General features: G+C 43.0%; 11 protein-coding genes. 7 read left to right on the forward strand and 4 right to left on the reverse strand.

The window, feature by feature from the left end:
• The first annotated feature begins 131 nt into the window (after positions 1-131).
• Complete coding sequence (locus tag BN3769_RS04615) at positions 132-3,212, forward strand: FAD-dependent oxidoreductase (protein ID WP_068468053.1); 3,081 nt, start codon at positions 132-134, stop codon at positions 3,210-3,212.
• A gap of 325 nt (positions 3,213-3,537) precedes the next feature.
• Here the strand turns inward: BN3769_RS04615 and BN3769_RS04625 are convergent, their stop codons facing one another.
• From BN3769_RS04625 to BN3769_RS04640, 4 genes are all read right to left on the reverse strand, one after another.
• Complete coding sequence (locus BN3769_RS04625; protein WP_068468057.1) at positions 3,538-4,257, reverse strand: M15 family metallopeptidase; 720 nt, start codon at positions 4,255-4,257, stop codon at positions 3,538-3,540.
• A 504-nt stretch (positions 4,258-4,761) separates the two neighbouring features.
• Positions 4,762-6,558 (reverse strand): DNA primase, encoded by a 1,797-nt coding sequence (dnaG, locus tag BN3769_RS04630; protein ID WP_068468059.1) that lies wholly within the window; start codon positions 6,556-6,558, stop codon positions 4,762-4,764.
• Between the two features lie 291 nt (positions 6,559-6,849).
• Complete coding sequence (locus tag BN3769_RS04635) at positions 6,850-7,248, reverse strand: Hsp20/alpha crystallin family protein (protein ID WP_068468061.1); 399 nt, start codon at positions 7,246-7,248, stop codon at positions 6,850-6,852.
• Between the two features lie 10 nt (positions 7,249-7,258).
• On the reverse strand, positions 7,259-7,696 hold the full coding sequence (locus BN3769_RS04640) for an Hsp20/alpha crystallin family protein (RefSeq protein WP_068468063.1): 438 nt from the start codon (positions 7,694-7,696) through the stop codon (positions 7,259-7,261).
• A 129-nt stretch (positions 7,697-7,825) separates the two neighbouring features.
• Between BN3769_RS04640 and recD2 the strand changes: the two genes are divergently transcribed.
• The 6 genes from recD2 to thiL all read left to right on the forward strand — a co-directional run bounded on the left by recD2 (position 7,826) and on the right by thiL (position 15,224).
• A complete protein-coding gene (gene recD2 / locus BN3769_RS04645; RefSeq protein WP_068468065.1) occupies positions 7,826-9,988 on the forward strand; it encodes an SF1B family DNA helicase RecD2 in 2,163 nt (720 codons plus the stop codon).
• Entirely contained in the window at positions 9,988-11,124 is a 1,137-nt protein-coding gene (locus BN3769_RS04650; RefSeq protein WP_068468068.1) for a phospholipase D-like domain-containing protein, read from the forward strand. Before recD2 ends, BN3769_RS04650 begins: the two co-directional genes overlap by 1 nt.
• Before the next feature lie 14 nt (positions 11,125-11,138).
• Positions 11,139-11,837: a 4-hydroxy-tetrahydrodipicolinate reductase gene (gene dapB / locus BN3769_RS04655; protein ID WP_068468069.1), complete on the forward strand. Its 699-nt coding sequence runs from the start codon at positions 11,139-11,141 to the stop codon at positions 11,835-11,837.
• A gap of 21 nt (positions 11,838-11,858) precedes the next feature.
• The gene (gene dapA / locus BN3769_RS04660; RefSeq protein WP_068468072.1) at positions 11,859-12,761 is read left to right on the forward strand and encodes a 4-hydroxy-tetrahydrodipicolinate synthase; all 903 of its coding nucleotides are present in this window, start codon (positions 11,859-11,861) and stop codon (positions 12,759-12,761) included.
• The gene (locus tag BN3769_RS04665) at positions 12,754-13,974 is read left to right on the forward strand and encodes an LL-diaminopimelate aminotransferase (RefSeq protein WP_068468074.1); all 1,221 of its coding nucleotides are present in this window, start codon (positions 12,754-12,756) and stop codon (positions 13,972-13,974) included. Before dapA ends, BN3769_RS04665 begins: the two co-directional genes overlap by 8 nt.
• A gap of 245 nt (positions 13,975-14,219) precedes the next feature.
• A complete protein-coding gene (thiL, locus tag BN3769_RS04670; RefSeq protein WP_068468075.1) occupies positions 14,220-15,224 on the forward strand; it encodes a thiamine-phosphate kinase in 1,005 nt (334 codons plus the stop codon).
• Positions 15,225-15,285 lie beyond the last annotated feature (61 nt).

A 15,285-nucleotide genomic window follows, 5' to 3' on the forward strand; every position in this document is an offset into this window, starting at 1 on the left:
GCAAGACATTAAATTAACAAAAATTTAACGTATTATTTAAAAAAATTAATAGCAACGGGTTATAATAATAATAAAATTACACATTATTAATAATAATTATAATTAAAAGTTAACACCTTTTTGAGGTTTATATGAACATCCAAGTTAATGATCATCGCTATAATAATTTAGAAGATTTAGGCCAATCCATCGAGAAAAATTTAAAATCAATTGCAAATGCAAAGGGTAACAACAAAACTTTTTATATTATCACTAATAGCGAAGGAAAGACAGAAGTTAAAATTCCTTCTAATTTCTTTTCCCGCCTTTATTATTCCTTTTTCAAAAGTAAAGCCGATGCCTCTTTTTTGAATGAAATTAGTTACTATTTGCAACATTCGGATGAAGAGCAAAAAGTCAATTTCCAACGAAAGTATACGCATGTCTTAGAAAATTATATTTCCGTAGCTGATAAAAAAATTCAAAAATTTGCGCATTCCTCTATTACCAATATCTCTCAAATTTTACATCCCGATAAAAATATTGAAGAGAGAGAATTTGCTTCCAAACAAGTGGGAAAAAAAACGGCTCAAGCGATTCTTTCCCAAATTTTTACAGAGGGCAAAGTATCGGATAACCTGTTGAAGCAATTAGAAGAAAGCGTGCATGCTTTGCAAGCAAATGAACTTCATCCCACCCTAGAACTTTATGAAGACGCCTTATTTATCAATTTAATGATGCAGCAGTTAATCGTACTTGAACAGCAGGGCTCTCTTAAGCAAAAGGAGCAAATTCAAAAAATTTTTGAAAGAATCCAGTGGCCTGATGAAACGTTTTGCCTAACAGCAAAAGAAGAATACGCTCATCGGCTAAGCCTTTCGAATTTCACTCAAGAGGTCAAAGCAAAGGAAGTGGAAGGACGAATCGCTCATTTATCCGAATTGCTGAAATTAATAGATAAAGGAACCATCGGCCAAAAAAACCTCAAAAGGCTTATTTTAAGTGAATTAAATTCACTCAATTATAGTGTTCTGCGGGTCAAGGAACATCTCATGTCTGGACCGTCCATTACTGCCAATGAAAATGAATTGATCACGCTCCAAGACTTAAAGGCCATGCATGCCTTGAGCAATTTCATTGATGCGCATGGAAAGCAAATTACACAGTTATTATATGATGAGCGTATTCCCAATGATCCCATGCATGCGATCATGCGCGGTCTTCAAGACTCTTTGAACAGCCATCATTTGGACAATATTGTCATTGAGCTCTCTAGCCGCTATCGCCGTTTTGAAGATAAAATAGATCAATTCTATCAGAACAACCATCTGGCTAATTATTCCACAAGCGATCTTCTTTATTTACAAAACAAGGCTAAAAGCGAAAGACTCAGCACTGAGGATAAACAAATAATTGCTGACTGCAAAGCCTTTATGCTGGAGCTTAGCTTAGAAGAAGGGACCGCGTTATCGCTTCGAAATTTTATGCGTTATAACCAGCCTTACGGCAAGCATTTGGAAACCATTCGGACATTATCCCTTATTCAAAATAGACAGTTGGATGACCAAACCCTAGCCCTTTTCAAAGCTCATCGAGCAGAAGTCTTGGATTCCGCTTCTCAAACCGCTGGCCAGCCAGTCAAATCACCCGAAGTCATCATCGAGGGAGGAGGGCCGACCGGATTATTTACAGCTCTTAAGCAATACATTTCCGGAGCTAACGTCAAGGTATTTGAAAAGCGAACCGAAAACTATAGCCGCGAACAAATTGTCCGTTTGGATCCAAAATGGGTTATGCAATTGCAATATTATTTAGGGACAAAATTCGATGAACTATTTATTAGCGAGAATAAAAAAGGTATATTGAGGCCCGATGGATTCGTAGAAATCACGATTAATAACCTAGAGAACGCTTTAAAACAGCGCTTGGATGAATTAATTGCTCAAGATCCTGGAGCTGTCGAACTACATTTTCAAAGCGAGCTCGTCGGAATAGACACCCCTTCCGATGAGGACAAGCCGTTTCAAGCAGTCATAAAAAAGCAGTACGGAGAAGAGCAGAAAGTCGCGGCTGATATGGTTATCTGCTGCGGAGGCAAGCATAGTCCCATTAGAACTGCTTATATGGCCCCCAGCAAGCAAATGACAAGCCAAGATTATTACGGAGTAGCCGTCTGGCATTTTACCCCTAATGCAAACAATCAAAAGCCTGACTTTTCGCGATTTGGCGATTTTAGAGGAGGATTTGGCGGAAATGAATTAAGAAACGCCTTAGCAAAAAGAGAATGGTTGGACGCACTCCCAGAAGAAGGCTTAGATGGCAATCTTTTTTACGAGGTTGCACGCGCCATTCATCAATTCCCCGCTGATTTAGAAAAAAATATTACTCAAAAAGCCTTTCAAATTCGCACATTTGAAAACAGAGGGCTTATTTATTTAGGCATGCAGATTCCCCCTTCTCTTCACGCTCTTGTCGATAAAATAGAAGAGCTAAAAAGAGAAGAGGTCGATCCGGATCAAAAAAATCATCTTTCTCAAGTGCAAAAAAAATTACAAATGAAATGGTTCGAGTCCGTAGCGGAAGTTTACGGTTTAGATAAAGCCGGAATGGTCTTGCAAGAAAAATCCGTAGGGACATTCCCAGTAGCCCAACAACGTGTCGCACAGCCCATTTCAGAAGTGAAATCGCCTTATGGCCAGGAATTATTAATTGCGGCTGCTGGCGACAGTTTTGCCAGCCCTCACTTTATGCGCTATAGTGGATTAAGCGGCGCTAGGCAAAATACGGAAAACTTGCAAAGTTTTACGGAAAGGTTAATTTTGGCCAATGCCAATCCTGATCCTGGAGTAAAAGAAAGAGAACGCCAAGAAATATTTAAAAGCTTTATTGAAAATCAGCAGCGAACAGCAGATTTTGTTATTCGTCGCGGTTTGACTTTCCTCCAAGCCAATCCTGAAGAAGCGATTAAAGAAGATTTACATAAACAAATGGCGGATCAATTAGAACAGGAAATCAAGCTTTTATTTAGTTCAGAAAAGCAAGCCAACTACCTATTTTTTCAATATAACAATACTTACCACTTAAGCGTAGTGAATGCAGAAGGCAAAGAAGAAGTAAAAGACATTATCTTTAGCCCCAATGGACAATATATTGTCGATGGCCAAGCATTCGCTTCCGTGTTTGCTTTAAAGACTTACTTGGGAATGGTTTTAAAATCGGCCATACAAGCCTAAGCTAGGAGGCCCTCTAAAATATGGCTTGCTTAAGTAAGCCATATAAACCTGAGTTTGGAGTTCTTTTGCCTTTGGACTGACGGGAAAGCGCTTGCAGATGAAATGGCAAGGCGTTGACGCGGGTGAAAGAGCAAAAAACTTCAAAGTCAGGTTATAAAGCGCTTGCTCACCTTTGTCTTGCAGTCCGAAAGGATGCATTAACCCCATAATGAATGGGATTCGCGCTCTTTTCTCCTGGTAACAAAGCCTATAAGGGAGAAAACAACCTCAATATAGGCCATTAGCGGTTTTAATTCCCCTTCTGCCTACAAGAAGATAAGGTGGATTAGGAGCATGCCTTAAGCTTTTTTTTGGTTTGTAAAATTTCTTCTATTTCCACCATGTAAAAATCCAAGGAAGGAAAGTCTCTCTGTTCTAGACAATCACTTTGTTTTTTAAAGGAAAATTCCCACCAAAAATAAGGAGACTGCTCAAACCCGACTTCTTCCATCGCTTTTTTTAGTTCTTCTCGATTTTTTAATATATCAGCGGAAGGAGATTCAGCTCTTTGGCATTGCTGTTGAATCATTTGCAAAAGATCAAACTCTCCTTCATGCATGTCAATGGGATCGCCAGTATCCTTCATCAAGCTGACGGTGACAGCCCGTCCGCATGAATAAAGGACATTCCGCTGATAGGGATGAATTAAACAATCTTTAAGCTTTTCATCGATCCAATTTTCAATGCGCTTAGAGCGATAAGTGGCATAGACAACTAGCCTAGCTCCTTGCTCTCTTAAGCTTTTACTAGCTCTCAGCAAGCCTTCGGCCGCTTCTTCATGTATAAAGGCTCTTTTATCAGAATAAAATAAATCTTGATATTCTTTATCAGTTATATCTTCAAATAGCCTTAATTCCAATTCACCGCAAATTTTCTCCTCTAAATTACAGAAATATTTTTGCACATATCTGATATCCGATAAAGACACGACATGGCAGGGAAACTGTTTTGAAAGTCCCACCGTATCGCTAGCTGCTGAATGAGACACAGCCGAAAATAAATTCATATTTACTCCTTATTAATTTAATAAATCAGTCAAAATTAGATGAATTAATAACCTAAATTTAGAATTCTAAGACGAAATTAGAAGGTGATAATTAGAACTGCCGCCATTGCTAATTGTCTATAGTCAAGATTGTTTCTCCCTACATAGAAAAATTTGAATCTAAGCCATTAGCGTTTTAATACAATATTTTCGTAGGCAATAAAGAGATCCCTTTATTGAAAAAGTTTATTTTTAAAATTAATGAAACAAAATGTTCGCTTTTTAAATCGCAAGATCATTTCGAAATGAAAGAAATGGAAAGCCAAGAGTGAAATAAAATGATTAGAGACTATCGTCGAATTCATAACAGTCTAGATTCGAGTTCTTTTTTCCCTATGGAGCAAGAGGTCTTTCTAAGGAGAGAGCCATCTCAAATGCAAGCTATTATAAGTTATTTAACAGTCTTCTACTTATTTCGCACCATAACGCGAAGCAAATTACCATTCAAGCAATCAAATTAACAAGCTAACATTTCTCACTATGCGTCCTAACACGAGGCGGATGCTTTTTCAATTCATCAAATTGTTTGATCAGCTCTAAGGCTTCCTCATCCGAGCATTGCCCGCTTTGAATTCTGATTTTAATCTCTTCTCTTCTCTGCATCCAATTACGGTCCAAAATTTTTTGAATCGTTTCAATCAATTGCTGCTCAGCGCGTTCTTTATTGACCTTTTTTTGTAAAAGATCAGAGAGAACCAGCTGCCCTTCCGCATCATCTAAATCAATCGCCAAGGAAAGAAGATCGCAAGATCTCTGATTTTCATAGTTTTCTCGATAGACTTCGTAAATTTTTTGACAAATATTGACCCGAAAATCCTCCTTACTAAGATTCATCCTTACAATATCAACAAGCTGCGTCTGCTCTTGCCCGAGCAGCAACAACCATCTTAATAAATCTGTTTCTAAAATCCGGTCCGGATCTATTGTTTGGGTTCCAATGCTAGCAGACTTCTTAATATAGATATTCTGCAAATGCTCTTGCCCCACGCCAATAATCTCTTCGGGAACCTTCATCAAATGAGCCAGCTTGCGCAGCGTTTCATGCACCATTAAAGGATGGTCCCATTCCCGAATAAGCTTCGTCGCCTTCTGAACAAGCTCATTTTTAGCTGCAGGCGAATCGAGATTCAAGTCTTTTGAAAGATGCTTGACAAGGAACTCTAGATAGTCCGTACTGATCGATAAAAGTTTTAAGAAAGCCTCAGGCCCTTTTTCCCTTAAGAATGAGTCCGGATCGCCGCCTGCAGGCATTTGGACAACGCGCACTTCCACCCCTTCCTTTTGAAAAAAATGGCCAATTTTACTAGTCGCCTCTTGTCCGGCATGATCCGAGTCCAAAGCTAAAAAAACTTGATTGACGCCTAAATTGAGCAATTCTTTGACATGCCCTTCGCCAAACGCTGTTCCCTGCCCTGCGACCGTTAAATTCAATCCTTCTTGAATCAATCTAAGGGCATCTATTTGTCCCTCGACAATAATGGCTTTGCGCTCTTTAGCAATGCGGCGGCGCGAATAGTTTAACCCGAACAGCACACGTGATTTTTTAAATAGAGGCGTTTCAGGCGTATTGACGTATTTGCCTCCAAACGTCTCTTCTTTATATTTCCGCCCAGAAAAACCAATGATTCCACTGGAATGATGATGAATGGGAAACATAATCCGATCGCTAAAGAATTCTCTCATCTGCCCCTCCTTATTGGAAGAGAGTAGCCCGGCCTCCAGCAATGCTTCATCTTTAATTCCTCTGGCATGCATGACTTTGCGAAACATTCCTGCAGGCTTAGGGGCCAAGCCGATTTGAAAATGCCGAATAAAGTCTAAATCAATTCCGCGCCCATATAAATAAGCCAACGCTTCGTGCCCCTCGGCCGTATGCAATAGGCAATAATGAAAGAACTGGCAAGCGGCTTCTAAAGCAGTCTTCAATAAAGACTTATTTAATCCCCGCTTCTCTTCTTGCTCATCAACTATTTCTAAATGCACATGGAAGCGTTGAGCTAAACTCTCTACAGCTTCAGCAAAGCTCATTTTTTGATGATTCATCAAAAATTGAATGGCATCTCCATGCGCTCCACAACCGAAACAGTGGTAATGTGTATCCCCTTTTTGAACAATAAAAGACGGCGTCTTCTCATCATGGAAAGGGCATAAGCCTTTATAAGATGCGCCGCTGCGCTTTAGCTCCATATGAGATGACAGGACTTCTACTAAATCCACGCGCTGTTTAAGCGCTTCTAAACTTTCTTTATTGAAAATGGGCATAATGATCTCTCCAGCACATCAATTGTGCCTGGAAAGGGATTTGTAAACAAGCTGAGAAAAGAGAAAAACAATTAATTAAAAACAAACAAATTAATACAATTTAATTATCATCAAAGCTAAAGACTGTTGTTGAATTGCTATATTCAAGAGTATTGTCTTCCAAAGAGGCAACAGGAGAGAGAGCCGACCATATTGCGTGAATATTACCCGTTCTCTCCTACGCTTCCTAGGGGAAAAGAACGCGAATCTAGGTCTTTAGCGGTTTTAATACCCCCTCTAAGAGCCTCTCTATTACTTAATTTGAATTTTGCGCGGTTGAGGCTCTTGTTTTTTAGGCAGTTCCAGCGTTAAAACGCCGTCTTGCATGGAGGCTTCGATCTGATTTTGTTCAATTTTATTTGAGAGGACAAAGGCTCGCTGGAAATGGCCAATGTTGTATTCCGTATGAATGGGCTTTAATCCCTCATAAGTCTGCGTCTCAATTTTTCCTGTCACTTCCAAGTTATTTTTTTCTAAATGAATATCAATATTTCCTTTTTTGACTCCCGGCATATCCATTAGGATGAAGAGGCTTTTGTCCGTTTCGTAAATGTCGGTAGAAGGAATGTAGGTCTTTCCGGGAATGATCTGCTCTTCTTTGCTTTCCGCTTGCTGCTTTTGCTGGACTTTAATTTTTTTTTCTTCTGCCATATGTCCTCTCCTATTTAATAGAAACGCGCTTGGGTTTATCTTTTTCAGAGCGCTGCAGAATGATCTTCAACACACCGTCTTGATACTCTGCTTGAGTTTTCTCGGCGTCCACATTAAAGGGAAGATGGAAAGTGCGGTCAAATTGGCCGCTGCTGCGTTCCATGCGATGAATGCTGGCCTTGGAATCGGACTGAATCGTACGCTTGCCTGATAGGCGCAGCGTGTCATTTTCAACCGTAATTTGCAAGTCGTCTTTCTTAACGCCCGGCAGCTCAGCGATTAAAATCCAATCGCCATTTTTCTCAAATACATTGATGGGCGGATAGACATTGTGGTTGGCCTGCGCTTGGGATAGGCTGCTTGGCCACAGTTGGCTTAAAGAACCCAAATTAGCCAGCTTTTCTTGCAGGGCAATAAAAGGATAGAGTTCGGGAATTAATTTATTCATAAAACCACTCCTAGTTCTGTCGACTTATATTTTTAATTAAGAAACTTATCAATTTCAACTTATTTTTTTTTAATACACGCTTGTTTTCCTGTTCTTCTTCCGTTATGATAATCCCATGATAGGAATGCGATGGAACAAATATTTGGCTATATTGAAAGGCTGACCTTTCACAATACAGAAAACGGTTATACGGTTGCTCAGCTGAAACAAGGGAAACAGACAGAGCTGACTTGTATTGTAGGATTTATGCCCGGCATTCAACCGGGAGAAACGGTTCGCTGCTTTGGGCAATGGAAACATCATTTGATCCATGGCCGTCAATTTGAAGTCGCCCAATTTCGAGTAGAGGCTCCGGCCGATATTCTTGGTATTCGCAAGTATTTAGGTTCAGGCCTTATCAAGGGAATCGGTCCAAAATATGCCGGCCGCATCGTCGATAAATTCGGCATAGATACCCTCAATGTGATCGACCAATCGCCTGAAAAACTATTGGAAATCCAGGGGTTGGGAGCGAAAAGAGTAGAAAAAATTAAGGCTTGCTGGTCAGACCAAAAGTCGATCCGGGAGGTCATGGTTTTTCTACAAGGCCATGGGGTCAGTCCAGCCTTTGCCCAAAAAATCTTTAAATCTTACGGTGACCAAAGCATAGCCAAAGTCAAAGAAAATCCCTACTACTTAGCAAGGGACATCTTCGGCATTGGCTTTAAAACTGCCGATACATTAGCCCAAAAGATGGGAATCGGCAAAGAGTCCGATCAGCGCATCGATGCCGGGATTGAACATCTTCTCTCCCAATTGTCCGGCGAAGGGCACGTCTGCTATCCGGTCGAAGAGTTTTTGAAAGAAGCCGAAAAAACATTGGAAGCCCCTCCTTCTCAAATCGAAGCACGCCTTCTTTTTTTGCAAAAAGAGGAGCGGATCGAACTGTCCGATTTGCTGGAAGAGGGCAAAAAACGCCGCTTCGTCTGGATCAAACCTCTTTATCTGGCTGAAATGGGTATCGCCCGCGAATTGCGGCGCCTTAAAAGAGGCATCAGCCCGCTCAGACAAGTAGATACGGAAAAAGCTCTTAATTGGGTTCAGGAGCAGCTTCAGATCCAACTGGCCTCTAATCAAAAGCAGGCCGTCGCACATGCCATTACCGGCAAACTACATATCATTACGGGCGGACCGGGAACGGGAAAGAGCACGATCACAAATGCCATTTTAACCATTACGGATAAGCTGACACAAAGAATCTGCTTAGCTGCACCGACAGGGCGGGCGGCCAAGCGCATGAGCGAAATTACCAAACGCAAGGCGACGACAATTCACAGCCTTTTAGAGTTTGACTTTAGAGCCAAGGGCTTTAAACGCAATCGGGAAAACCCTTTAGACTGCGACTTAATGATTGTCGATGAAGCCAGCATGATCGATACGCTTTTGATGTACAGCCTTCTAAAAGCTTTACCGGATCATGCACGCGTCATCTTTGTCGGCGACATCAACCAGCTTCCCAGCGTCGGCCCCGGTCATGTGCTCAAAGATATGATTGCTTCGCTTAGCCTTCCTGTGACAACGCTGAATGAAATTTTCAGGCAGGCGGCAGGTTCGCACATCATCACCAATGCCCACCGAATAAACCGCGGCATTTTTCCTTCCCTGTATAATGGCCATAACAGCGACTTCTTCTTTATGGAATGCCAAGAGAACGAAGACGTTCTCAATACCATCATTAAGCTTGTCTCGCAGCGTTTGCCTAACCGTTATGGATTTAATCCAACGGAAGATATTCAGGTCTTAGCTCCCATGAAGAAAGGCATCATTGGCACGGAAAATTTGAATCAATCTCTGCAACAAGTGCTCAATCCGAAAGAAATGGCCCTTTTCCGCGCCGGACAAAAATTCCAAGTCGGCGATAAAGTCATGCAGCTGCGCAATGACTATCAACGAGAGGTCTTCAACGGAGACATTGGCTATATCCAAACCATCGACCCGGATGACCACCAAGTCATGGTCCGCTTCGAGGATCGGGAAGTCCCCTATGATTATGCGGATATGGATGAACTAGTGTTAGCCTATGCCATCTCTATCCATAAGTTTCAAGGCAGTGAATGCCCATGCGTAGTCATGCCTATTCATACCAGTCATTTTATGCTTTTGCATCGCAATTTGCTATATACAGGAATTACGCGCGGCAAAAAGCTTGTCGTCTTAGTCGGAACAAAAAAAGCATTGGCCATTGCCGTCAAGAAAGATGATGTGCAAAGGCGCTATACAAGTTTACAACAAGCTCTTATGGAAATTCTATAATGCCTAGAAAATCTGCTCCCCCTTCTTTTCCTTTCCGCGCCTTATTTAAGAAATCGTCGGTCACAACGCTTGTCGCGATTCTTTCTTATCTGATCTATGAACTGATCGCTCATGGCCAGCACGCGGCAGCGCCTGCTCCCGAGCAAGTGCGCCTTCCCGCTTCGAACGAGGCCGTTCAGCTTTATTCTAATCAAACGAACGACGATCTTACGAACCTTTATCTTTCGGCCATTCAAAGCGCTAAGAAATCCATCACGTTCGTCATCTACGCCTTAATGGATCCACAGATCATTGCCGCTTTGCAGCAAAAGAGCGAAGAAGGCGTTCCCGTTTATATTGTATGCGATGCCAAAGCTTCGATGGGCATTTCGCGCAAGCTACCCAAGGCCACGATTGTCAGAAGGATCGGCCAAGGGCTCATGCATCAAAAGATCCTGATTATCGATGAAACCCAGATTCTGCTAGGATCTGCCAATATGACCACGGACTCTTTACGCGTCCACGGCAATCTCGTCATGGGAATTGAAAATCCAGCCCTTGCCCAGGCCATGACGGCCAAAGCTAAGAGCATGGATGAAGAAGGGCATTCTACGCCCCTTCCCCATATAGAAACTCAAGCCGGCCCGCAGAAAGTAGAATTATGGATGCTGCCGGATGATCCGCAAGCCGCTAAACGTGTAATCGAGCTTCTGCGCTCCGCTAAAAAAACCATCCGTGTGGCCATGTTTACATGGACACGGACCGATTTTACACAAGAACTGATTGATGCAGCCAAGCGCGGCGTGCAAGTCGAAGCTGTCATCGACCGCTATTCAGGCAAAGGAGCAAGCGCTAAAATTGTGCGCATGCTTGATCAAGCAGGTATTTCTGTCCGCTTAAGCACGGGACACGGCCTCCTGCACCATAAATTTGCGTATATTGATGGAAATATTTTGATCAACGGATCAGCTAATTGGACCAACAATGCTTTCAAAAATAATGATGATTATTTTGTCGTTCTTTATCCCTTAACAACAGAGCAGCAAACTAAGATGAATCAGCTTTGGCAAACCATCCAAAGACAATCGGAAAAGCCTGGAAATGCTCCAAAGGATGGAAGCAAGAAAAAGAAAGAGAAAGTTCCCTATTTTGAATAGAGAGAAGAGGTAAAATGAAGATCGCTTTGATGGGCTATGGCAAAATGGGCCGTCTTATTGAGCAATTCGCTCGGCAAAGAGGCCATGAAATTGTAGCCATTATTTCCAGCCAAACAAAAGACTCGGCAGAACAGTTGGAAAAAGCTGAGATAGCCATCGATTTCAGCCACGCTTCCTGTGTACTGGGAAACTTGCAGCTTTGCATCCAATTAAATAAAAGCCTCGTAATCGGCACAACAGGCTGGGATGCTCATTTTACGCAAGCCAAACAGCTGATCGCTCATTCCACTATTGGCTGCTTATATTCCCCCAACTTCTCTATCGGCATTCATTTATTCAAGCACATGGTTGCCTATGCGGCCCAGCTTATGTCTGCTTTTACCCATTATGACGTCAGCGGAATTGAATATCATCACAGCCGCAAAGCAGATGCTCCTTCCGGGACTGCCAAGGCGCTTACCGAAGAATTGCAAAAACATATGCCGGAGCGAACAAATTTGCAATTTAGCAGCATCCGCTGCGGTTCTATTCCGGGCACGCATACCTTGCTCTTTGATAGCGAAGCCGACACCATTACCCTGACTCATCAAGCCCGCAACCGGGAAGGTTTTGCTCAAGGCGCCGTCATGGCAGCCGAATGGCTAAATGGCAAGCGAGGCTTTTTTACATTGGATGATATGCTGCCTCACCCTTATTCACCGCTTAAAAGCTGAGAAATCGCTTAGGGAGTTGTTATGCACTTAAAAGGTCTTTATACGGCTGTTATTACACCATTTACAACACAAGGCAAGCTAGATGAAGAGGGATTCAAATCCAATTTACAGTTCCAGCTGCATCACGGCGTGGATGGCATTGTGGTGTTGGGAACAACAGGCGAATCCCCCACTTTGACGGCAAAGGAAAAACAACGGGTAGTCGAAATTGCAGTCCAGGAAGTCAAAGGCAAAGCAGTCCTCATGGTGGGAACGGGAAGTTATTCAACCGAGCAGGCCATCGAGCAGACTTGCTTAGCCGAACAGATGGGAGCCGATGCGGCATTGATTGTCACGCCCTATTACAATAAGCCCACTCAAGAAGGCCTTTATCGGCACTTCGCTGCCATCTGTCAATCCACGCCTCTTCCTATTTGTATTTATAATATCCAAGGACGCACAGGCCAAAATTTGCAAACAGCTACATTAAAGCGCATTGCCGCGTTTTCTTCCATTATGGGAGTGAAAGAAGCCTCGGGCGATATCATTCAAATGAATGAAGTCCTAGACATGATCGCTAAAGATTTTCCGCATTTCAGCGTTGTGTCAGGAGACGACGCCCTAACCCTTCCTTTAATCGCCCTTGGAGGACAAGGGGTCATTTCTGTTGCCAGCAATCTTGTACCCGGCGCCGTTAAAGCGCTTGTCCATGCCGGTTTGGAAGGCAATTTCAAGCTAGCCAGAGAGTGGCACTACCGCCTGCTTCCCTTTTTCAAAGCGGCTTTTATTGAGACCAATCCAATTCCCATCAAAACAGCCATGTCCCTTTGCCGCATGCCAGCCGGAAGCTGCCGCTTGCCCCTTTGCGACCTTCTTCCACAAAATTATGAAAAATTGGCCCAAGTCGTCAAACAACTGCCTGAAGAATGGATAGCCCATGGTTAAACGCAATCCTCATTTAGCTAAATTGCATGCCGGATATTTATTTCCTGAAATTGCCAAGCGCAAGCGCCTATTTCTTGAAAAACAGCCGAATGCCAAACTGATCAGTTTGGGAATCGGAGACACAACAGAGCCTATTCCTTCTTTTATTACAGACCGCTTCAAAGCTACGGCTGATGCACTAGCCACTTATGAAGGCTATTCAGGCTATGGGCCCGAACAGGGTCATTTAGACTTGCGCCAAGCCATTTCCAAGGCGCTTTACCAAAACCAGCTTGATGTCAACGAAATCTTTATTTCCGACGGATCCAAATGCGATATTGGCCGCTTGCAAGTCATGTTTGGCAGTCAAGCTTCAATAGCTGTGCAAGACCCTTCCTATCCCGTTTATGTGGATACCGGTGTGATCATGGGCCAAACTTCGCTTTATCAACCTCAGATTAGGCAGTATGCCGGCATTGCTTATATGCCTTGCAGACCCGAAAATCATTTTTTTCCTTCTTTAGAGCTGGTTTCCAGAACAGACATCATTTACTTCTGCTCTCCTAATAACCCTACAGGCGCCGCGGCAACGCGAGATCAGCTTCGACAACTTGTTCAATTTGCCAAACAAAACAAATCCATCCTCATCTACGATGCAGCATATGCCTGTTATATTAGAGATCCTTCTCTGCCGCGCTCCATTTATGAGATCGAAGGCGCGCGGGAAGTGGCTATTGAATTGGGATCTTTCTCTAAAATGGCCGGATTCACGGGCGTTAGGCTGGCTTGGAGCATTGTCCCCCAGGAGCTGCGTTTTGAAGATGGCCACCCGGTCCACCAAGATTGGAGCCGCATCAATTCCACTTTTTTCAATGGCGCGTCCAATCTTGCCCAGGCAGGAGGATTAGCCGCTTTGCAGCCGGAAGGATGCCAGGCCATGGAAAGACTCATCACCTTTTATATGGAGAATGCTGCTTTGCTTAGACAAGTTTTTGAAGCCCATGGCTATTCTGTCTATGGAGGAATACACACCCCTTATCTCTGGGTCAAATTCCCTCATCACACCTCTTGGGAAGCCTTCGAAATCCTTTTAGAAAAAATTCATATCATCAGCACGCCAGGCAGCGGATTCGGTCCAGCCGGCGAGGGATTTCTGCGTTTTAGTGCATTTGGATATCGCGACCGCATCGAAGAAGCTGTCCGACGGCTAAAAAAGCATCTCTCCTCGATTTAAAGTTATCTGCCCCTTACTTAAGGGGCCAGGTCTGCTTATTTTAGCCTTGCTAACCTGGCAAGATTGTAATTAATAGAAGACTGTCGTATTCATAATGGCTTAGATACAAGCTCTTTTCCCCCGGGAAGAAAGAAGGCCTTCTAGAGAGAAAATAATCTCAAATATAAGTCATTAGCGGTTTTAATATGCCCGTTGAGATTTTTGCCTTCTTTTGTTTTGTATGCTTGCCAACGCAGTGAGGAATAATGGAATTAAACGCATTAGGTGAATTTGGGTTAATTCAGCGCTTTGCACCGCATTTTAAAAGCCATATTCCTACCGGAATTGAAGGAATCGGAGATGATTGTGCCGTTATTCGCCAAAACGCCACCACCTCTTCTTTGATTACAACCGATTTACTGATTGAAAATATCCATTTTCTTAAAAATAAAATTTCCCCGGAAGAGCTAGGATATAAATCCCTAGCTGTCAGTTTGAGCGACATTGCTGCGATGGGCGGCCGCCCTCTTTATGCTTTTTTATCTCTTGGCCTCCCCGGTAATTTGGACGTGGAGTGGATCGATCATTTTTTTAAAGGCTTCCAAGAGCTAGCAGCTACAGAAGATGTCTTATTATTAGGAGGCGATACCACGCGTTCTCCCCATGAAATTATGATAAACGTTTTAGTGATTGGCGAGGCTTTAACCGCCCATATTAAACGCCGCTCACAGGCTCTTCCTGGAGATTGGATTTGTTGTACCGACTATTTAGGCAATTCAGGAGCAGGACTCAAAGTCTTACTAGAAAATCTTCCGCAAGATCAAGTCACGTTGAAGCTCGTTAAAGACCATGTCACCCCCCGTCCGCATTTAAGAGAAGGACAATGGCTCGCCAAGCATCCTTCCGTCCATGCCATGATGGATATTTCTGATGGAATCGATTCAGATATCAAACGCATAATGGAAGAGTCTCATTGCGGGGCATGCATTGAACTGGAACACCTTCCTCTCTCTCGTGAACTTTGCCAAGCAGCCAACACTTTTTCCTGGCTTACCCCTGAACTCGCAGCAACAGCAGGAGAAGACTATTGCCTACTTGTGACAGTCGATCCCGCAAGTTATAATGAACTCAATCAGGCTTACCAAAAACAATTTGGCCGACCTCTCTTTAAAATCGGACAAATTACCTCCTCTCCTTCTCTTATCTATTTGCATCATGGCCAGCCCTTTTCTCTTTCTAATAAAGGATTTGACCACTTCATTGCTCGGTAATCCCCATTTTCAAAGTGAGCGCTTAGAAAGTGTATTTTTAAACCACTGAGCAAAATACGTG

It is taken from the genome of Candidatus Protochlamydia phocaeensis, from assembly GCF_001545115.1.
Lineage (GTDB): Bacteria > Chlamydiota > Chlamydiia > Chlamydiales > Parachlamydiaceae > Protochlamydia_A > Protochlamydia_A phocaeensis.

Coding starts and splice junctions, on each gene's coding strand:
- BN3769_RS04615 (WP_068468053.1), top strand. CDS start 132: ATGAACATCCAAGTTAATGATCATCGCTATAATAATTTAGAAGATTTA.
- BN3769_RS04625 (WP_068468057.1), bottom strand. CDS start 4,257: ATGAATTTATTTTCGGCTGTGTCTCATTCAGCAGCTAGCGATACGGTG.
- dnaG (WP_068468059.1), bottom strand. CDS start 6,558: ATGCCCATTTTCAATAAAGAAAGTTTAGAAGCGCTTAAACAGCGCGTG.
- BN3769_RS04635 (WP_068468061.1), bottom strand. CDS start 7,248: ATGGCAGAAGAAAAAAAAATTAAAGTCCAGCAAAAGCAGCAAGCGGAA.
- BN3769_RS04640 (WP_068468063.1), bottom strand. CDS start 7,696: ATGAATAAATTAATTCCCGAACTCTATCCTTTTATTGCCCTGCAAGAA.
- recD2 (WP_068468065.1), top strand. CDS start 7,826: ATGGAACAAATATTTGGCTATATTGAAAGGCTGACCTTTCACAATACA.
- BN3769_RS04650 (WP_068468068.1), top strand. CDS start 9,988: ATGCCTAGAAAATCTGCTCCCCCTTCTTTTCCTTTCCGCGCCTTATTT.
- dapB (WP_068468069.1), top strand. CDS start 11,139: ATGAAGATCGCTTTGATGGGCTATGGCAAAATGGGCCGTCTTATTGAG.
- dapA (WP_068468072.1), top strand. CDS start 11,859: ATGCACTTAAAAGGTCTTTATACGGCTGTTATTACACCATTTACAACA.
- BN3769_RS04665 (WP_068468074.1), top strand. CDS start 12,754: ATGGTTAAACGCAATCCTCATTTAGCTAAATTGCATGCCGGATATTTA.
- thiL (WP_068468075.1), top strand. CDS start 14,220: ATGGAATTAAACGCATTAGGTGAATTTGGGTTAATTCAGCGCTTTGCA.